The following is a 19,349-nucleotide window of genomic DNA, read 5'->3' as shown; positions in this document are numbered from 1 at the left end:
TGTATCCCTTAAATTTTATTACTTTCGAGGGTAAAACCAACCAATGAAGAAAAGAATCCTCATCACCGGGGCTGCAGGTTTTCTGGGTTCCCACCTGTGTGATAAATTTATAAATGAAGGTTACCATGTGATTGGAATGGACAATCTTATCACAGGTGACAAAAGAAATATTGAGCATCTTTTTAAGCTGGAGAATTTTGAGTTTTACCATCATGATGTGACCACTTTTGTGCATGTACCGGGAGATCTGGACTATATTTTGCATTTTGCATCTCCTGCCAGTCCCATAGATTACCTTAAGATCCCTATCCAAACCCTAAAAGTGGGCTCTTTGGGAACTCACAACCTTTTGGGGCTCGCCATGGTTAAAAAGGCGAGGATACTTATTGCTTCTACTTCGGAAGTTTACGGAGACCCGCTGGTACATCCTCAAACCGAAGAATACTACGGCAACGTGAACACTATTGGCCCCCGCGGCGTATATGATGAAGCTAAAAGATTTCAGGAATCTATTACCATGGCCTATCACCGTTTTCACGGTCTCGAGACAAGGATCGTTAGAATTTTCAATACCTACGGACCAAGAATGAGGTTAAATGACGGACGGGTAATTCCGGCTTTTATTGGTCAGGCTTTAAGGGGAGAAGATCTTACTGTCTTCGGAGACGGTTCTCAAACCAGGTCTTTTTGCTATGTAGATGACCAGGTGGAGGGGATTTACAGGTTATTGTTAAGTGATTACGCCCTACCTGTGAATATTGGTAATCCGCATGAGATCACTATAAAGGATTTTGCTGAAGAGATCATCAGGTTGACAGGAACAGATCAAAAGATCATTTATAAACCCTTACCCGAAGATGACCCCATGCAGCGGCAACCCGATATTTCTAAAGCTAAAGAGATTTTGGGCTGGGAGCCCCAAGTGTCACGTAGCGAAGGGATGAGAAAGACCTACGAATATTTTAAAGATCTTAGTGAGGAAGAACTCTATAGAAGTGAACATAAAGACTTCTCAAAACATATCCGAAAATAGCATTTTTGAGGCCTTATGTTTTGGCTGTTCCGCAGGAATTTTTATAATGGCTAAAACCTGAAAATGATGAAAAAATCTTTGGTTTCTGTCATCATGCCGGCTTATAACGCTGCCGGTTTTATTGCTGAAAGTATTCGCTCTGTACAGCAGCAAACCCATTATAACTGGGAATTGCTGGTGATTGATGACGCCTCGCATGATGCAACTTCAAAAATCACTGAAGGTTTCATTGCCGAAGATGACCGAATTAAACTGCATGTACTGCCCACAAACCAGGGAGCCGGTTTCGCCCGAAATATTGGCATAAAAGCGGCTACAGGAGATTTCATCTCTTTTCTGGATGCCGACGACCTCTGGAAGCCCCAAAAGCTGGAAAAGCAGCTTAAACTAATGCAGGAGGAGCAAGTAAGGGTTTGCTATGGCAGCTATGAACTCATGAACGAAGACGGTGAAAGCATTAACAAACAAGTAATGGCACTCAAAACCCTCACTTTTTCAAAGCTTAAGAAAGCAAATTATATTGGCAACCTCACTGGAATCTATGATGCCCGATCGCTGGGGAAGATCTATTGTCCGCTCATCAGAAAGAGGCAGGATTGGGGCCTTTGGCTGTTGGCAGTGAGGAAAGCAGGTGGCGCCAAAGGAATTGAGGAGCCGCTCGCCATCTACCGGGAACGCAGAGGCTCAATTTCCCAAAACAAAATGGAAATGCTTGGGTATAATTATAAGGTTTATAGGGAGGTGCTCAAATATTCAGCTGTAAAAAGCCTTTTTTGGATGGTATTGTTCCTGTGGGAGCAACTTTTTGTGAAACAGAAACAGAAAGTCTCCTTACACAAGTGATTCAAACTGCTTCAGCTTTCCTCTTTTGCTTCGGTCGAGCAGCAGTTTATGTTCAAAGCTGAGGTTTAGCCCTTTTTCGAGGTAAGTTTCCATAGCAGCTTCGATCTTTTTCTTTTGAGGCAATTTTAATTCATCTTCAGAAACATAAATCACTTTAAAAGAGCCGGGAGCCGTCTGCTGCACAATAAATTCTTTGATATTTCCGCTGTTTTCAATCACAGTTTTGGTGACGTAATAGAAAGTTAGGCCGGGTACTACTTTTCCACTCGGTAAAAAGGCAACATCATTTGTCCTTCCTAAAAGTGTCTTCAAAATGCCCTTTTTGACACCTGAGTTTTCAGCAAGAGCGCCGCTGTCGCCAATGTCGTATCGAATAAAAGGATGTGCTTTATTGTAGAGCGAGGTAATGACGATGCGGCCATCTTCGCCCGGGGCTACGGCTTTGCCTGTCTCATCCAGAATTTCCACAAAAAGGGTTTCGCTGTTAAGGATCAACTCCCCTGCATTATTTTGAAATGCCAGCAGCCCCAGTTCACTCGCGCCGTATTCATTGACAATTGGTACCCCAAAGGTCTTTTGCATAAGTTTCCTGTCTTCGTCAAACAACATTTCACTGGTAACAATACAAAGCCTCAGGCTGGGACAAATATTCTTTAGAACGAGGTTCTTTTTCTGAAGGAATTTAGCAAAGAGCAGAATAGAGCTGGTGTAGCCGTTTATGTATTCAAAAGGTCTTTTCTGAAACTTCAGCAGGAATTCTTCCATCTTTTCATCATTAAGATTGAAAATGGGAAACCGGTATCTCCTGCCAAAGTAATCTTTGAGGCGTTCTTTGAAATAGCCATACTGGTCAAAGGGAATTCCGTAGAAGCGGGCCTGTAAAGATTTGTCGAGGTCAATATTGTACCAGCGGTAACGGTCGTAAAATTCGGCCCACGAGAGGGCGTGGCAAAATTTGTCTTTGGCAAAAATGAAAGGATGGCCGCTGGAGCCGGAAGTTTTCCCCACATGGCTGTTCCCGGAGTTAAAACCTTTGCTGAAGCGTTCTTCAAGAGGTCGTTGCAGGTTTTTCTTCTGCATTACCGGCACCTCTTCCCAGGTGTTGTATTCGCTGCTTCCGAAGAAATCACGGTAAAATGGATTGTGCTTTAAATGGTGTTCAACAATTTCTCTTTTTCTTTCCCCAACATAGGTTTTATATTCTTCCTCCGGAATGTTCCGGATCTCTTCCAGGACTTTTTTAGCCTTCTTTATGGGAAAACGGTTGAGTTGTAAGGAGAGGCTGAACCAGTTCAAAGTTGAAATTAAAATTGTTTTTTACGCCAATTAGTTAGCGCTTCAATTTACAAACAATTATTTTTGAGCCAAGAAAGAAAACACACACCTATGAATATTCTCATCCTTGGTTCAGGAGGCCGCGAACATACTTTCGCACATCAACTATCTCAAAGCAGTCACTGCGATAAACTCTTTATAGCGCCCGGTAACGCCGGCACCTCGGCTATAGCTACAAATGTAGCGGTGAGTGTCAATGATTTTGAAGCTGTAAAAGAGCTGGTGCTAAGGGAAAAAATTGAGATGATGGTGGTGGGGCCAGAAGATCCCCTGGTTAATGGTATTGTTGATTTTTTCAGGCAGGATGAGCAATTGAAGCAGGTAGCGGTAATTGGCCCGTCAAAGAGAGGTGCCTTGCTGGAAGGAAGTAAAGAGAGAGCCAAGGAGTTTATGGCCATGCACAACATTCCTACTGCGGCGTATGAGAGCTTTACTAAAGAAAGTCTTGCCGCCGGAAAGGAGTTTCTTACCACCCTCAAGCCACCGTACGTGCTAAAAGCTGATGGTCTTGCTGCCGGAAAAGGTGTCCTGATCCTGAATTCCCTTGAAGAAGCACAGAATGAACTGGAAAATATGCTCACCCAAAATAAATTCGGTACTGCCGGAAATACCGTGGTGATCGAAGAATTCCTTGACGGGATTGAGCTCAGTGTTTTTGTACTTACCGATGGAAATAATTATAAGATCCTGCCAACAGCAAAGGATTATAAGCGTATTGGCGAAGGAGACACAGGCCTAAATACCGGCGGAATGGGTGCAATTTCACCTGTTCCTTTTGCCGATGATGTTTTTATGCAGAAGGTTGAAGAGAGGATTGTAAAACCGACTATTGCCGGACTTGAAGCCGAAGATATTGACTATAAAGGTTTTGTTTTTATTGGTCTTATTAAAGTTGGAGAAGAGCCTTATGTGATTGAATACAATGTAAGAATGGGTGACCCCGAAACAGAAGTTGTATTACCCAGGGTAGAATCTGATCTTGTTGAGGTATTTCAGAAAATATCTGAAGGGAAACTGAGCGAAATTGAGCTTAAGGTGAAGGAAGAAGCTGCAGCAACTTTAATGCTAGTGTCTGGTGGATACCCTGAAGATTACGAAAAGGGAAAAGAAATTACCGGCTTGGATGACATCGACGGATCAATCGTTTTTCACGCAGGAACTGTAGAAAAAGATGGAAAGGTTTTAACCAATGGTGGCCGTGTTATCGCTATCACCTCTTTTGGAAAAGATTTCCGGGAGGCAATAAAAAAATCTTATCAAAATGCCGAAAAACTTCATTTTGATAAGATGTATTTTAGGAAGGATATAGGTTTTGACCTCTAACCCAGGAAAGAATGGGCGCTGGTTTCGCGCTTTTCCTCGTTACGGTCGTTGAATTTCTTTAGCTGCAACATCCAGTAAATAAAAGCTGCTGCCGCAATTAACATAAAGATCCAGTTTACAGCGTTTGCCAACCACCAGCTATCCAGTTCTAAATTGGCAAGCCCGTTGAACGGTGCGAACAGGTAATCTTCAAAAATGGTCTGTATCCCCTCGAAAAAATCCTTCATAGTAGCTATATTTAACTCCACAAAAATATAAAAAACCCTAATGCTAACAAGCTTTTTTAGCAATTCAAGGCCTATTAACTTCATTGTAGTGGCCGTGTACATCTTTATTTTTTATCTTTTTGCTAACCTTCAGGCACTGTTTTCGGCGCCTTTTTGGGTCATTTGGCAGGAGGTAGGAATGTTCCTGATACTGGTGCTGAGTGTTTTTATTCTCAATTTTATTTCGGGAAGAAATGAGCTTACGGGGCGTAACGCCTATAAAAGTATTTTGTTTGCAGGTTTTCTTTGCATGTTTAGCGCTGCATTGCAAAACAATGATGTTATAATAGCGAATTTATTTCTGCTCCTTGCGCTGCGCCGCATCCTGTCTCTAAAATCGCAGCGTGAAACAGTGAAAAAAATCTTTGATGCAACTTTCTGGATAGGGGTAGCATCGCTCTTTTATTTTTGGAGCATTCTTTTCTTATTCGTGGTCTACTTTGGCCTTCTGGTGCATGTGGGGCACAGGTTTAAAAACTGGCTGGTGCCGGTGGCGGCCCTGCTAGCACTGCTCTCCATTGTTACAAGTGCAGATCTTTTAATTACCGACACCTTCTACACCCTGGCCGACTGGACCCAGGCAATTAACCTCGATTTTGAGCAATACCGCAATCTGTCCCTTCTCATTCCTTCAGCTTTTCTCTTTGCGCTTACCCTGTGGTCATCTTTTTTCTATGTTCTAATCATTCAAAAAGCCAGTGCTAACGCCAAATCTTCCCTGTTCATAATTTTACTTTGTGCCGGGGTGGCTTTAACAGTTGGGGTCCTGGCACCTACCAAAAATGGCAGTGAATTGATGTTTTTCTTCGCGCCATTAGCAATTGTGGTAACCAATTACTTTCAAAGTATGAAAGACCAGTGGTTTAAAGAAATGTTGTTTATAACCATAATCCTGCTGCCCGCGCTGCTTCTGCTGCTGTAACAAAGCTTCAGAAGATTGAAAATCACCCTTCAAAAAAGCTAAAAATCCGGTACCTTTGCCAGAATTGTTAATCGGTGGTTTTTCTTCCGAAGAACCTCTAAAATTTCAGCATATGTTTTCAGATAAAGCAAATAAGATCTTTCAGGAAGTAATAGAGAAGTATCATGAGATAAACACGGTAGGGCAGGAGTTTCACAACCCTTACGACGAGAAGGAACAGCTCCTGGAGCACCTTTTGTACCGCAAGTGCTGGATTGATACCGTGCAATGGCATTATGAAGATATTATTCGCGATCCAAACATTGATCCTGTTGCAGCGCTTAAGCTAAAAAGGCAAATTGATGCCTCAAACCAGGATCGTACCGATATGGTGGAATACCTTGACAGTTACTTTCTTGACAAGTATAAAGATGTGGAGCCAAAAGAGGATGCGACGATCAATTCTGAGAGCCCCGCCTGGGCTATTGACAGGCTTTCTATCCTGGCCCTCAAGATCTACCACATGAACGAAGAGGCCAATCGCGTTGATGCCGGGCAGGAACACATGATAAAATGCCAGGCAAAGCTCGATGTCTTGCTGGAGCAGCGTGTAGACCTTTCTACGGCAATCAATCAGTTACTCGGTGATATCGCCAGTGGTGATAAATACATGAAGGTGTACAGGCAAATGAAGATGTACAACGATGATGATCTTAACCCTGTTTTAAGAGGGGCTAAAAAATAGCATTTTTGGATGGAAAGAACGCACCACATTTTAGTTATACGCCTCTCGGCCATGGGAGATGTGGCGATGATGGTGCCGGTTCTCATAGCTTTTACTGAAAAATATCCCAATGTTAAGCTTACCCTGCTTACCCGACGGTTTTTCGCCCCCATGTTTAAAGATCTTCGTAATGTTCAGATTTTTGAAGCTGAAGTAAAAGGAAGACACAAAGGCATAATTGGACTCAAAAAGCTTTCTTCGGAATTGCTCGACCTTAAAATTGATGCCGTTGCCGACCTTCACAATGTCTTGCGGTCTAATATTCTGAAGTTGTTTTTTAAGCTGAAGGGAATCCCGGTACGCCAGCTGGACAAAGGCCGGAAAGAAAAAAAAGCCCTCACCCGAAGCAATAACAAGATCTTTGAACAACTGAAGGCAACCCATGAGCGGTATACTGAAGTTTTTGATAAACTTGGATATCCCATAGAGATCAATTCTGTGCAGGTACTGCAAAAGCAGGAATTGACGGGGAATTTAAGCGCTATTACAGGGGAAAAGGATAACAACTGGATAGGAATCGCACCTTTTGCCCAGCATGCTTCCAAGGCTTATCCCGAAGATCTCATGAAAGAGGTTTTACTGAAGCTTCAAAAAGGGCAAAATTTGAGGATATTTTTGTTCGGGGGAGGTAAAGAAGAAACCGGGAAACTGGCCGCATGGGAGAAAGAATTTCCCAATGCTGTTTCAGTAGCCGGGAAGTTATCCTTTGAAGAAGAGCTTTCTCTTATTTCAAACCTTGATCTTATGCTGGCAATGGACAGCGGTAACGGACACCTCGCAGCCAATTTTGGAGTGCCGGTGATCACTATTTGGGGGCTCACTCATCCCTACACCGGATTCGCCCCTTTCCGCCAACCCGAAACAAACTCCCTGCTGCCCGATCTTCAGAAATACCCTGCTATTCCCACCTCCATCTACGGAAAAGATATTCCGCAGGGATATGAAGAGGTGATGAGGAGCATTCCGCCGCAAAAGGTAGTGGAAAAGATTAATGAAATATTGAACTGACATTTGAAGGCTTCAGAACTAAATTCCAAACACCAAATTCTAAATACCAAAAAGGGGTTCCAAAAATGACATTTTTGGAACCCCTTTTTTAAAGTGAGAAGTCTCACATCTAAAATCTAATATCTCAATAAATAGCTGGGTTGAAATGTTTATTAAATTTGCCATTTTTGAGTAGAAAATCCTTACATAGATTATGAACAAAAACGTCCTTTCCTTATTGAGCCTCGGTGTCTTCTTCCTCTTTTCCTGTAATCGTGATATGCACAAGGAACCATCTAATGAGGCGCAGGTAACAACATTTGTTGATCCGTTTATTGGAACTGGTGGGCATGGCCATATCTATCCAGGTGCCACCGTACCCTTTGGAATGATCCAGCTAAGTCCCGATAACGGGAAACAAGGTTGGGACTGGTCTTCGGGTTACCACATTTCTGACACCCTTATAGTGGGCTTCAGTCATTTGCACCTTAGTGGTACCGGAATTGGAGATTTGGCCGATTTGCTTTTTATGCCTGCCAACAAGAAGATCGATTTAACCACTCCGGTTAAAACAAGGGACGATATTCTGTACAAATCTTTTTTTAGCCATTCAAAAGAAGAGGCATCTCCCGGTTACTACAGGGTTTTTCTTGAAGATCCTGAGGTAGAGGTGGAGTTGACAGCTTCTGCGAGAACAGGCTATCAAAAATATAAATATAGCCAGGCAGGAGAACAATCGGTAATAGTTGATCTCGGGTTTGCCATTAACTGGGACAGCCCGCTGGCAACCAAAATAACGATTGAAGACGATTACACTATAAGCGGATTTAGACACAGTACCGGGTGGGCAAAGAATCAAAAAGTATTTTTTGTTGCAAAATTTTCCAGTCCTATTGTTTCAAAATCATTAGTTAGTGATGGCCAGGAAGTAAATGAAAATAGCGCGGAAGGGGCTAAAACTGCTACCCAGTTATTTTTTGATTTAGAAAAAACTTATGAACTGCAGGTAAAATTAGCGTTGTCTTCGGTGAGCATAGAGAATGCGAGACAGAATCTAAATAATGAAAAAAACGATTTTGACGTTGCCAAAAATGAGGCTGCTGCATTGTGGGAAGATGCTTTAAAAGGTATTAAAGTGGAGACGAAAGAGGATTCTCTTAAAACAATATTCTATACTGCCTTGTATCACACTAAAGTGGCACCAGTTATATTTAGTGATAAGAATGGAGAATTCCGTGCTTCAAATGACAGTATTTTAAAGGCACAGGATTTTACTGCCTACACCACGCTTTCTTTATGGGATACTTTTAGGGCACAGCAACCGCTACTCACTTTGACCGATCCTGATAAAGTTTCAGATATCATAAAATCAATGCTAGCGTATTATAAAATTGAAGGAGTGCTGCCGGTCTGGACGCTTTATGGAAATGAAACCAATACAATGACAGGATACCACTCTATACCGGTTATTGCCGAGGCCTATTTCAAGGGAATAAGAGATTTTAATGTTGCAGAGGCTTATGAAGCCATGAAAAACACCATGATGCAGGATCAACGCGGATTAAAGTTTTATAAAGAATACGGCTATATACCGTTCCGGGAACTTGATGAATCTGTGACTTATGCCCTTGAATATGCATATAACGACTGGTGTGTTGCTCAAATGGCAAAAGCTTTAAATAAATCCGAAGATTATAAATACTTTTCGAATCGGGCCAAAGCATATCAAAAGTTGTTTGATGCTGAAACTGGTTTTATGAGAGGAAAGAGTGAAGATGGTAAATCCTGGAATACACCGTTTGATCCAAAATTTTCCAGTCACATGGAGAATACAGATTATACCGAAGGTAATGCATGGCAGCATAGTTGGTTTGTTTTACATGAACCCCAGGAGCTAATTGAACTTCACGGCGGAGCAGAGAATTTCAGCAGTAAACTGGAGCAACTTTTTACTGAAGATTCAGAAATAAAGGGAGAAAATGCTTCAGCAGATATATCGGGACTTATTGGCCAGTATGCTCATGGGAATGAGCCAAGCCATCATATTGCATATTTATTCAACAAAGCAGGTAAACCCTGGCGAACGCAATTTTGGGTAAGGGAAATCTTATCAACACAATATTCTACGCAACCTGATGGTTTGAGCGGGAATGAAGATGCCGGGCAAATGTCTGCCTGGTATGTTTTTTGTTCTATGGGCTTGTATCCCTTTAATCCGGCTGCTGCCGAATATGAAATTGGAAGTCCTCTTTTTGAACAATCTGTAATTAAGTTGCCAGAAGGAAATACTTTTACAATAAAGGCCGTAAATGTTTCTGATGAGCATCGATACATCCAATCGGCCACATTAAATGGTAAGGATTTTAATCGAACAACAATATCTCATTCAGAAATTATTGACGGGGGTGAATTGATTTTTCAAATGGGGAGAGAACCCAACAAAAATTGGGGACTTAAGTAGTGACAAAAAAGATATTTAGCAAAAGCTCATCAAGGCAAAAAATATTAAAGTACAGGGGTTTAAAAGCTCCGGTATTTTTTGTTCTAACAGGTGCAAATGACTTTCAATAAACGCTGCCTGAAAATGCCATTTTTGAAACCCTTGTGAATAGACATTTAGCCGTGCATGGTCTACACTATAAGGCAGAGGTGAAGCTTTTACATCAGTAGGTTTTAAGAAGCGTTTCTTTTACATCGTTCAAATAGCTTCGACCAATAGTATATTTATTCCCGTCAATCTGCAAGCAATTGCCTTCTATGGCCTCGACTTTATCAAGGGAGATAGTAAATGATCTGTGAATTCTAATAAACTTATCAGCAGGAAGACTATCAGTGAAATTACTTAAGGTTTGATGAACAATGTACTTACCACTGGTGGTAATAATTCTAATATAATCTTTTAGGCTCTCTACAATCTTAATATCATCCAGGTAGATCTTCTTCATTAACTTTTTATCCATTTTAATAAAGATGTGATCTTTTTCACTGGTGGTTTCTACGGTCCTGGTGGTTTGTTTCCTTTTTAAAGCTTTATTCATGGCTTTTACAAAGCGGGGAAAGGATATGGGTTTAACCAAATAATCGAGCACTTCAAGTTCGTAGCTTTGTACTGCAAATTCGGCATGAGCTGTAGTGATAATCACCATGGGTTTCTTGCTGAGGCTCTTTAGAAGGCTATAGCCGTCTAAAACTGGCATGTTTATATCCAGGAATAGGAGATCTACCTCAGAATTTTCGAGATATTTCAGGCTTTCAACTGCGTTGTTAAAAGTGGCTGAAATACTTACATCTTTGAATTGAGACAGATGGTTCTTTATTACATTTATAGCCAATGGTTCATCGTCAATAATTATGCACTTTAAGTTCATCGAAGTTTCAGTTTTAATTTTACGATATACCTGTTCTTTTCTTCGTAATTCTGAAGTTCAAATTCGTCTTTACTGTATGCCAGTTCTAGCCTTTTTCTCACATTCGCAATTCCAATCCCTCCGGGCTGATTAAATTGAACCATAGAAGGTTGAGGAGGTAGCGTGTTAATGATTTTAAAAAGTAGAAAATCCTCCTGAACGGTGAAGGTAATAATTATGTCGGTTTTGCCAATCGTTTTATTTGCCCCATGTTTAATTGCATTTTCAATAAAAGGAATTAAAAGCATGGAAGAAACTTTTTTACCTTCAATATCTCCCGTAATTGACATATTGACCTGTAATAGATCACCATATCTGATCTTTTCAAGATCCAGATAATTTTGAATGCAGATGATCTCTTTTTGAAGATCCTGTTTATTTTCATTGGTCTCGTAAAGAAGATATCGCATTAACTCAGAGAGCTTCAATATAGTTTCTGAAGCTTTGACAGACTTATCAAGAGATAAAGAGTAGATATTATTTAAGGTATTAAAGAAAAAGTGGGGCGATATCTGGGAACGTAGAAATTTTAATTCGGTTTCCAGTTGTGTTTTCTCAAGTTTAGCAACTCTTTTGCTCTCCTGCATCCAGTCTATAGTTATTTTAAGAGCTGTAACAAATGAGATTACATAGAACTCCCCTAACATCATGGTAATCACATAGTTAAAACTAAACGTTGTGGTTTCTACAGGTCCTTCTGGCCATACATTACTGCTTACCAAAAGAGAGGTTAGGTCAAATTTAACCCTCACCATTAAAAATATGGAAAGGATTACGGAAACAGCGAAGCTAAAAAAATGTCTTTTTTCAATAAACTTTGGGATAAAGATATAGATGGTGACATAACTTAGCAACATATGTATAGGGAAGCCTATAATATTTCCCTTGAGTGATAACAAGTAATCATCATAGTAGCTACCCCACCTGAGAACATTAAAAACAAAATAACAGAACCAAAATAATACATGGTGTTCTGGTCCAATTTTGTAGTAATCAGAGGTGCCGTTAAAGACCTTGTCGAAATGCTTTTGTAGTATCATAAATGCCAATTTCTGGCTGTTAAGCTTTCCAAAATTGTTGTTGGTCTAAATTACCTTTTTTGGATCCGGAATATATAAATAAATCTTGATATTTGTTAAGGAAATGTTGTAGTTCCCTCAAATTCTGCCTTAATGAATAAGCCTTCCCTCCCGTTATATTTTATACTTTTTTTTGCCATTTATTCCTGTAAAAATGATGGTAGTATTACCAACGTTGAACCCGAACCATCGCCCATTTCTTATGTAGATCCATTTGTGGGTACAGGAGGTCATGGTCATACTTATCCTGGAGCCACAACTCCCTTTGGAATGATACAATTGAGTCCTAATAATGGCATTAGTGACTGGGACTGGTGCTCAGGATATCATTATTCAGATGATACCATAGTAGGTTTTACTCACTTAAATTTAAGTGGAACTGGTATTGGAGATCTGGGGGACTTACTTTTTATGCCGGTGAATAAAGAAATCGATTTAGCTGTGCCTGTAAAGTCCAGAAATGATATTCCTTATAGCTCAAAGTTTGATCATGCGAATGAAGAAGCATCCCCGGGATTTTATCGCGTTTTTCTTGATGATCATGAGGTAGAGGTGTTTTTAACAGCTTCTAAAAGAACTGGCTACCAAAAATACATTTTTAGAGAGGGAGATGAACAAACGGTAGTAGTAGATTTGGGTTTTGCAATTAACTGGGACAGGCCTACAGAATCTTCTATTGAACTTGAAAACCCCACTACTATTAGTGGGTATAGATACAGTACCGGTTGGGCCAATAATCAAAAAGTCTTTTTTGTCGCAGAGTTCTCCAAACCTATTGTTGATGCTAATTTCCTGACAGATGGGAAAGTTGTTGATAACCACAATGCTAACGGGGTCAAAACTGCTGCACAGTTTTTCTTTGATACTGAAACAGGAACCAACCTTCAGGTGAAATTGGCATTATCATCGGTAAGTATTGAAAATGCAAAAGAGAATTTGGATGCGAACGATTTCAATTTTGATAAAAGAAAAGAGGAAGCAACCGCACAATGGGCTGAAGCTTTGGAAACTATTAAGATACAAACCCCGGTTGATTCTTTAAAAGCTATATTTTACAGCGCACTTTACCATACAAAACTGGCGCCGGTAACCTTTAGTGATAAGAATGGTGAGTTCAGGAAAGAGAATGATGAAATCATTAAAGCAGGAGATTACACTGCTTATTCCACTTTCTCTTTGTGGGATACTTTTAGGGCACAACATCCGCTACTCACCCTAACCGATCCTGAAAAGGTGCCGGATATGATCAGGTCCCTTCTCGAATACTATAAAACTGAAAATATTCTTCCTGTGTGGACGCTGTATGGCAATGAAACCAATACAATGACAGGATATCATTCAGTTCCGGTAATAGCTGAAGCTTATTTTAAGGGAATAAGAGATTTTGATGTAGAGTTCGCCTATGAAGCAATGAAGAATACGATGATGCAAGATGAACGCGGATTAGATTTATACAAAGAATATGGCTTTATACCATATAACCTTCTGGACGAGTCAGTCACTATTACTCTTGAATATGCGTACAATGACTGGGCAGTTGCTCAAATGGCCCAGGCCCTTGGGAAAAACGAGGATTACAGGTATTTTTCTCAAAGAGCAAAGGCCTACCAGGAATTATTTGACTCTGAAACGGGCTTTATGCGAGGTAAGACTAAAGATGGGGTATGGAATGAACCTTTTGATCCAAAATTCTCCAATCACAGAGAACACACAGATTATACCGAAGGGAATGCCTGGCAGCATAGCTGGTTTGTACTACATGAGCCGGAGGCCTTTGTAGCTCTTCATGGTCAGGAAAAATTTAGCGAAAGGCTGGAACAACTTTTTACCGAAAGTTCTGAAATAACAGGAGATAATGTTTCAGCTGATATTTCGGGGCTTATAGGTCAATATGCCCACGGTAATGAACCTAGTCATCATATAGCTTATTTATTCAATAAAGCAAATCAACCCTGGCGTACCCAGTATTGGGTGAGGGAGATTCTCAAAACTCAATATAGCACACAACCTGATGGTTTAAGCGGAAACGAAGATGCCGGGCAAATGTCGGCCTGGTTTGTTCTTAGCTCGATGGGAATTTATCCACTTAATCCGGTATCAGCCCAATACGAAATAGGAAGTCCATTATTTGAAGAATCTGTCATTCAGCTTCAGGATGGAAAGAGTTTTAAAATCATAGCAGAAGATGTATCCGATGTTAATATTTATATCCAATCTGCCCAACTAAACGGCACCAATCTGGACCGTACTTTTATAACACATGATGAAATTTTACAAGGTGGGGAGTTACACTTTAAAATGGGACCCGAGCCTAACCTTAACTGGGGTATTAATAATACAACTGCGAAGTAATGGCAACTCTTGATGTAATTATTATTTTACTCTATATAGCAGTAACGCTTGGAGTAGGGATCTATGTTTCTAAAAAAGCTTCAAAAGGCCTCGACTCTTATTTTTTAGGAGGAAAATCAATAAAGTGGTATTACCTGGGTTTAAGTAATGGATCTGGGATGTTTGATGTTTCAGGGACTGCCTGGATGGTGGGGATATTATTTTTGTATGGTGTCAAAAGCTTCATGTTCATGTGGATGTGGCCGGTATGGAACCAGGTGTTTATAATGATGTTCCTCGCGGTGTGGATAAGGCGTTCAAAAGTTATGACAGGATCAGAATGGATTCTCACACGTTTTGGAGATGATAAAGCAGGCAGGGCCTCTCATTTTATTGTGGCCGTATTTGCTGTTGTAGCAGCTATTGGGTTTATCGCATATTTTTTTGAAGGCGTGGGAAAATTCATGACTGTTATTCTTCCCTGGGATATGTCGGTTAATTTAATTGGATATGAAGTTTTGGCTTCGGAACAGTGTTATGCATTAATCATAATTTTTCTCACCACCATTTACACGATTAAAGGCGGTATGTTCTCTGTAGTGGCTACTGAAGTATTGCAGTACCTAATCATGGTAGTAGCAGGGCTTCTGGTTACGGCATACACCTTCATTTATTTAACCGATGCCCAGATCTCGGCTATTATTCCCGGGGAATGGAAAAATATCTTCTTTGGTTGGGAGCTCGAAACATTCTGGAATGGAAAAGAAGAGAAATTTAACCACTTAATAGATACCCAGGGGTATAAAATGTTTGGTGCTTTTATAGGAATGACTTTATTTAAAGGCTTTTTTGCCAGTGTTGCAGGGCCTACTCCCAGTTACGACATGCAGCGTATACTTTCTACACGAACTGTAAAAGATGCAGCGTACATGAGTGGTTTCACAAATTTGGTGCTTTTTATACCAAGGTATTTGCTTATTAGTGGCATTGTTGTACTTGCACTCGTTTTTATTGCTCCTCAACTCGCAGGCTCTGGAAGTATTAATGGGAATGATCTGGAAATTCTCCTGCCCCAGGTGATTAACAACCACATTCCTGTGGGGATAAAAGGTTTGCTTTTAGCCGGTCTCTTGGCGGCATTTATGTCTACGTTTTCCGCTTTTGTAAATGCCGGACCTGCATATATTGTAAATGATATCTATAAAAAGTATTTTAAGCCAAATGCTACAGATAAACATTACATAAAAGTTTCTCATTTATCTTCTTTCCTGGTGGTAGTACTGGGTGTGGTAATGGGCTTTTTCGCAGAATCTATTAACTCCATTACACTCTGGATTACCAGTGCCCTGTATGGGGGTTACGTAACGGCTAATTTTTTGAAATGGATTTGGTGGCGATTTAATGGTTGGGGATATTTCTGGGGGATGCTCTCCGGACTAATCATAGCAACTTTACAGTTCTTGCTCGATTTTAATAAAGACAACTTTACACCCGGTTCTGTTTTATTTGAATTGGCTCATATTCCTGCTATTTACCTGTTCCCTATAATATTTCTGGTTTCTCTGGCAGGATGTATATTTGGTACATTTTTAAGCCGGCCTACTAATTCTGCAACTTTAAAAGAATTCTATACCAACGTAAGACCCTGGGGTTGGTGGAAACCGGTAAGGACTATGATTCGTGAAGAGGGAATAAGTATTGAAAAAAATAAAGATTTTAACCTCGATATGTTTAACTGTATTGTGGGTATAATCTGGCAATCTTCAATGATTCTAATGCCGATATATTTTGTGGTGAGAGATTATCCAAAAGCATTAATAGCCTTATCGATTTTTATAGTAACCACTATCATATTAAAGTTTACATGGTTAGACAAAATTAAAAAATACAAAGAATGAACTTGAAATCTAATCCTATTCCCTGGCAAGACCGCCCAGCAGGTTCTAACAGTGTCATGTGGCGCTACAGCGAAAATCCTATAATTGACAGGTATGCCATACCTAGTTCCAACAGTATCTTTAATAGTGCTGTTGTTCCTTTTGGTGAGGGTTATGCAGGTGTGTTCCGATGTGACAACAAATCGGTTCAAATGAACATTTTTGCGGGATTTAGTAAAGACGGGCTAAACTGGGTTATAGAACATGATCCTATCCAATTCAATCCGGGAAATACCGATATGATTGCTTCAGATTATAAATATGACCCAAGGGTGACATTTATTGAAGATAGATACTGGATTACCTGGTGTAATGGCTATCATGGCCCTACTATCGGCATAGGCTATACCTTTGATTTTAAGGAATTCTTTCAGTGTGAAAATGCTTTCCTTCCATTTAATCGTAATGGAGTCCTTTTTCCGAAGAAAATCAACGGGAAATACGCAATGTTGAGTCGCCCCAGCGATAACGGTCATACCCCTTTTGGAGATATTTACATTAGCTACAGCCCAGACATGAAGTACTGGGGGGAACATAGGTGTGTGATGAAAGTATCGCCCTTTGAACAAAGTGCATGGCAGTGTACCAAAATAGGTGCCGGTCCTGTTCCCATTCTTACAGAAGAAGGATGGCTTTTATTTTATCACGGGGTAATAAACACATGTAATGGCTTCAGGTATTCTGTAGGTGCGGCAATTTTAGATGAAGAGCAACCCGAAAAAGTGAAGTTTAGAACCCAGCCATATCTTCTTGCACCTTCAGAAATCTATGAGCTAACAGGCGATGTGCCAAACGTCTTGTTTCCATGCGCAGCTTTACATTCTATAGAAGAAGACAAACTTGCGCTTTATTATGGCGCAGCCGATACAGTTACTGCTCTTGCCTATGGGAAAATAAGTGAAATACTAACATTCATTAAAGATAACAGCTTGTAATGAAAAAAATCCCAGTAATAATATTCCTCCTTGTCCTCCAGGGTCAATTTATACTTGCACAAAGCCATCCTGCGCCCCGTTCATATATAGCTTATAAAGCAGAGGGGGCAATAGAAATTGATGGAAAGGCTAACGAAGATTCCTGGAAAAAGGCAGAATTTAGCGATGATTTTGTAGATATAGAGGGACATAAAAATCCCAAATTTCAAACTCGTATGAAGATGTTGTACGATGAGACATATCTATACTTTTATGCAAAGATGGAGGAACCACATATATGGGGAACCTTAAAACAAAGAGACACAGTTATTTTTTACAATAATGACTTCGAGATATTTATAGATCCTGACGGTGATACACATAATTACCTTGAATTTGAAGTAAACGCATTAAATACCGTGTGGGATCTTTTTATTGCAAAACCCTACCGTGAACCGGGGCCTATTGTAGACAGTTGGGATATCCAGGGTTTAAAATCGGCTGTATTTATTGATGGAAGTCTGAACAATCCCAAAGATCAGGATGCCTTTTGGAGTGTTGAAGTGGCAATTCCGTGGGAGGTTCTTAAAGAAGCAAATACTCATACAAGAATTCCCAAAAATGAGTTTTGGAGGATTAATTTTTCCAGGGTAAACTGGGTTCATGATATACAGGGCAATACTTACTCAAGGAAAAAAGATAAAGAGGGGAATTATTTACCCGAATATAACTGGGTATGGTCTCCTCAACACGTCATCAATATGCATGAACCGGAAAAATGGGGTTACGTCTATTTCTCGGAGAAAGCTGTAGGTGATGTGGATGAGTTTGCAATTCCTGAAGAGGAACACATAAAGTGGTGGTTATACGATCTTTATAGAAAACAAAAGAGCTACTTTGCCAAACACGGTAAGTGGGCACCAAACCTCAAAGCTCTTTCTATTCCGCAACCCTCTTTAAATGATCTTCAACTTAAACCCACTTATGAACAACATTTAAGTGGCTGGAATATATCTGTAAAAAGTCCTTATTCAGATGATATCCTTTTAATCAAAGAGGATGGTAAATTTGTAAAACTTTAAACGTGAAAATAATGAAAAAGCTCAGTCTACTTTTCCTTTTGTTAACAGCTTCACTTGTATCTTGTGTGAATAAATCTGAAGCCCACCAGGATACTCAGGCATCTGTTGATACTACAGATCTTGAACAGGAGGATTTCAAATACTGGACCTGGATTACCGCAAATCCCGATAAAACTGATGCAGAGTACACCCAGGAATTTAAAAAATATAAGGAAAATGGCATTGATGCGGTACTCATCAATACAGAGACAGATCCTCAGGTTTTAAAACATTTAGTTCCCCTGGCCAGGAAGGAAGGTCTTGAGGTACATGCATGGATGTTTACTATGAACCGTCCAGGAGATGCCGTTGCCCAACAACACCCTGAATGGTATGTGGTGAGCAGGGAAGGAAAATCTAACTTTGACACACGGCCTTATGTAGATTATTATCAATGGTTGTGCCCTACCAGAAAAGAGTCTAGAGAACATGTTCTAAGTTTGGTAGAGGGTCTTGCAAAAGTTGAGGGCATAGAAAGTATCCATCTTGATTATATTCGCTTCCCGGATATCTTCCTGCCTGTAGGACTGCTTCCAAAGTATGATTTGGAGCAAAATGAGGAACTGGCCGAATTCGATTTCTGTTACTGTGACGTTTGTGTGGCCGAATTTGAAAAAGAACATCACAAAAACCCAAGAGAATTCGAAAACCCCGCTATTGATATGGAATGGAAACAATTCCGTCTTAATAAAATTAAAGCCGTTGTAGACGACGCCTATAAGATTGCCAAAGAAAATAATCTTAAGCTTACTGCAGCTGTTTTCCCTTACCCCGAAATGGCAGACCATATGGTACGTCAACGTTGGGACAAATGGAATGTAGATATGGTACTTCCAATGATCTATCAAAACTTCTACAATGAAGAACTTGACTGGATAGGCTTTGCTACAAGGCAGGGTGTTAAAGACCTGGAGGGTCGAAATACACAGCTACATACAGGAATTTATGTACCTCCATTGAGTGGGAAAGAAGTTTCAGAAGCAATTGAGCTGGCTAAAGCAAATGGAGCAAGGGGAGTTTCCTTTTTTGATGGAGGAGCTTTGACAGATGACCACTTGAAAGCTATAAAAGAATCAAGAGATAATTAG

General features: G+C 40.3%; 16 protein-coding genes. 12 read left to right on the top strand and 4 right to left on the bottom strand.

Going from position 1 to position 19,349, the window contains the following annotated elements; all coding sequences use genetic code 11:
- Positions 1–43 precede the first annotated feature (43 nt).
- Complete coding sequence (locus tag V5739_RS07565) at positions 44–1,033, top strand: UDP-glucuronic acid decarboxylase family protein (protein WP_423820269.1); 990 nt, start codon at positions 44–46, stop codon at positions 1,031–1,033.
- A gap of 63 nt (positions 1,034–1,096) precedes the next feature.
- Positions 1,097–1,876, top strand: a complete 780-nt coding sequence (locus tag V5739_RS07560) for a glycosyltransferase family 2 protein (protein WP_423820268.1) — start codon at positions 1,097–1,099, stop codon at positions 1,874–1,876.
- Here the strand turns inward: V5739_RS07560 and V5739_RS07555 are convergent.
- Positions 1,865–3,172, bottom strand: a complete 1,308-nt coding sequence (locus V5739_RS07555; protein WP_423820267.1) for a phenylacetate--CoA ligase family protein — start codon at positions 3,170–3,172, stop codon at positions 1,865–1,867. The genes V5739_RS07560 and V5739_RS07555 overlap by 12 nt on opposite strands.
- 90 nt (positions 3,173–3,262) lie before the next feature.
- Here V5739_RS07555 and purD point away from each other — a divergent pair, with 90 nt between their 5' ends.
- Positions 3,263–4,534 (top strand): phosphoribosylamine--glycine ligase, encoded by a 1,272-nt coding sequence (gene purD, locus V5739_RS07550; RefSeq protein WP_423820266.1) that lies wholly within the window; start codon positions 3,263–3,265, stop codon positions 4,532–4,534.
- Here the strand turns inward: purD and V5739_RS07545 are convergent.
- Positions 4,531–4,761 (bottom strand): DUF6341 family protein, encoded by a 231-nt coding sequence (locus tag V5739_RS07545; protein WP_266069760.1) that lies wholly within the window; start codon positions 4,759–4,761, stop codon positions 4,531–4,533. The two genes, purD and V5739_RS07545, sit on opposite strands and share 4 nt — an antisense overlap.
- Before the next feature lie 40 nt (positions 4,762–4,801).
- On the opposite strand from V5739_RS07545, the gene V5739_RS07540 reads away from it, so the two are divergent.
- From V5739_RS07540 to V5739_RS07525, 4 genes are all read left to right on the top strand, one after another.
- A complete protein-coding gene (locus V5739_RS07540) occupies positions 4,802–5,722 on the top strand; it encodes a DUF6427 family protein (protein ID WP_423820265.1) in 921 nt (306 codons plus the stop codon).
- A gap of 112 nt (positions 5,723–5,834) precedes the next feature.
- Positions 5,835–6,446, top strand: a complete 612-nt coding sequence (locus tag V5739_RS07535) for a DUF4254 domain-containing protein (RefSeq protein WP_423820264.1) — start codon at positions 5,835–5,837, stop codon at positions 6,444–6,446.
- Between the two features lie 9 nt (positions 6,447–6,455).
- A complete protein-coding gene (locus tag V5739_RS07530; protein ID WP_423820263.1) occupies positions 6,456–7,493 on the top strand; it encodes a glycosyltransferase family 9 protein in 1,038 nt (345 codons plus the stop codon).
- 193 nt (positions 7,494–7,686) lie between these two features.
- Positions 7,687–9,933, top strand: a complete 2,247-nt coding sequence (locus V5739_RS07525; protein WP_423820262.1) for a GH92 family glycosyl hydrolase — start codon at positions 7,687–7,689, stop codon at positions 9,931–9,933.
- Between the two features lie 202 nt (positions 9,934–10,135).
- Here V5739_RS07525 and V5739_RS07520 read toward each other — a convergent pair whose 3' ends face one another.
- Complete coding sequence (locus V5739_RS07520) at positions 10,136–10,840, bottom strand: LytR/AlgR family response regulator transcription factor (protein WP_423820261.1); 705 nt, start codon at positions 10,838–10,840, stop codon at positions 10,136–10,138.
- Positions 10,837–11,919 carry a sensor histidine kinase gene (locus tag V5739_RS07515; protein WP_266069768.1) on the bottom strand — a complete coding sequence of 361 codons (1,083 nt, stop codon included), beginning with the start codon at positions 11,917–11,919 and terminating at the stop codon, positions 10,837–10,839. Before V5739_RS07515 ends, V5739_RS07520 begins: the two co-directional genes overlap by 4 nt.
- Before the next feature lie 132 nt (positions 11,920–12,051).
- On the opposite strand from V5739_RS07515, the gene V5739_RS07510 reads away from it, so the two are divergent.
- From V5739_RS07510 to V5739_RS07490, 5 genes are read left to right on the top strand one after another with little or no spacing between them, the layout of a single operon-like run.
- Positions 12,052–14,310, top strand: coding sequence for a GH92 family glycosyl hydrolase (locus V5739_RS07510; RefSeq protein ID WP_423820260.1), 2,259 nt, complete (start codon positions 12,052–12,054; stop codon positions 14,308–14,310).
- The gene (locus V5739_RS07505; RefSeq protein WP_423820259.1) at positions 14,310–16,187 is read left to right on the top strand and encodes a sodium:solute symporter family protein; all 1,878 of its coding nucleotides are present in this window, start codon (positions 14,310–14,312) and stop codon (positions 16,185–16,187) included. Before V5739_RS07510 ends, V5739_RS07505 begins: the two co-directional genes overlap by 1 nt.
- A complete protein-coding gene (locus tag V5739_RS07500; protein WP_423820258.1) occupies positions 16,184–17,161 on the top strand; it encodes a glycosidase in 978 nt (325 codons plus the stop codon). The genes V5739_RS07505 and V5739_RS07500 overlap by 4 nt, the downstream gene beginning before the upstream one ends.
- Positions 17,161–18,222: a carbohydrate-binding family 9-like protein gene (locus V5739_RS07495; RefSeq protein WP_423820257.1), complete on the top strand. Its 1,062-nt coding sequence runs from the start codon at positions 17,161–17,163 to the stop codon at positions 18,220–18,222. The genes V5739_RS07500 and V5739_RS07495 overlap by 1 nt, the downstream gene beginning before the upstream one ends.
- An 11-nt stretch (positions 18,223–18,233) precedes the next feature.
- Positions 18,234–19,349: a family 10 glycosylhydrolase gene (locus tag V5739_RS07490; protein WP_423820256.1), complete on the top strand. Its 1,116-nt coding sequence runs from the start codon at positions 18,234–18,236 to the stop codon at positions 19,347–19,349.

The sequence above is a fragment of the Salinimicrobium sp. TIG7-5_MAKvit genome (genome assembly GCF_049569215.1).
In the GTDB taxonomy this organism is placed as follows: Bacteria; Bacteroidota; Bacteroidia; order Flavobacteriales; family Flavobacteriaceae; genus Salinimicrobium; species Salinimicrobium profundisediminis.
The sequence above is the reverse complement of the archived record's forward strand: the minus strand, read 5'-3'. Positions and strand labels throughout refer to the sequence as shown.

What these genes read in the sequence shown, in the direction of transcription:
- V5739_RS07565 (WP_423820269.1), top strand. Translation starts at nt 44, where the DNA reads ATGAAGAAAAGAATCCTCATCACCGGGGCTGCAGGTTTTCTGGGTTCC.
- V5739_RS07560 (WP_423820268.1), top strand. Translation starts at nt 1,097, where the DNA reads ATGATGAAAAAATCTTTGGTTTCTGTCATCATGCCGGCTTATAACGCT.
- purD (WP_423820266.1), top strand. Translation starts at nt 3,263, where the DNA reads ATGAATATTCTCATCCTTGGTTCAGGAGGCCGCGAACATACTTTCGCA.
- V5739_RS07545 (WP_266069760.1), bottom strand. Translation starts at nt 4,761, where the DNA reads ATGAAGGATTTTTTCGAGGGGATACAGACCATTTTTGAAGATTACCTG.
- V5739_RS07540 (WP_423820265.1), top strand. Translation starts at nt 4,802, where the DNA reads ATGCTAACAAGCTTTTTTAGCAATTCAAGGCCTATTAACTTCATTGTA.
- V5739_RS07535 (WP_423820264.1), top strand. Translation starts at nt 5,835, where the DNA reads ATGTTTTCAGATAAAGCAAATAAGATCTTTCAGGAAGTAATAGAGAAG.
- V5739_RS07530 (WP_423820263.1), top strand. Translation starts at nt 6,456, where the DNA reads ATGGAAAGAACGCACCACATTTTAGTTATACGCCTCTCGGCCATGGGA.
- V5739_RS07525 (WP_423820262.1), top strand. Translation starts at nt 7,687, where the DNA reads ATGAACAAAAACGTCCTTTCCTTATTGAGCCTCGGTGTCTTCTTCCTC.
- V5739_RS07520 (WP_423820261.1), bottom strand. Translation starts at nt 10,840, where the DNA reads ATGAACTTAAAGTGCATAATTATTGACGATGAACCATTGGCTATAAAT.
- V5739_RS07515 (WP_266069768.1), bottom strand. Translation starts at nt 11,919, where the DNA reads ATGATACTACAAAAGCATTTCGACAAGGTCTTTAACGGCACCTCTGAT.
- V5739_RS07510 (WP_423820260.1), top strand. Translation starts at nt 12,052, where the DNA reads ATGAATAAGCCTTCCCTCCCGTTATATTTTATACTTTTTTTTGCCATT.
- V5739_RS07505 (WP_423820259.1), top strand. Translation starts at nt 14,310, where the DNA reads ATGGCAACTCTTGATGTAATTATTATTTTACTCTATATAGCAGTAACG.
- V5739_RS07500 (WP_423820258.1), top strand. Translation starts at nt 16,184, where the DNA reads ATGAACTTGAAATCTAATCCTATTCCCTGGCAAGACCGCCCAGCAGGT.
- V5739_RS07495 (WP_423820257.1), top strand. Translation starts at nt 17,161, where the DNA reads ATGAAAAAAATCCCAGTAATAATATTCCTCCTTGTCCTCCAGGGTCAA.
- V5739_RS07490 (WP_423820256.1), top strand. Translation starts at nt 18,234, where the DNA reads ATGAAAAAGCTCAGTCTACTTTTCCTTTTGTTAACAGCTTCACTTGTA.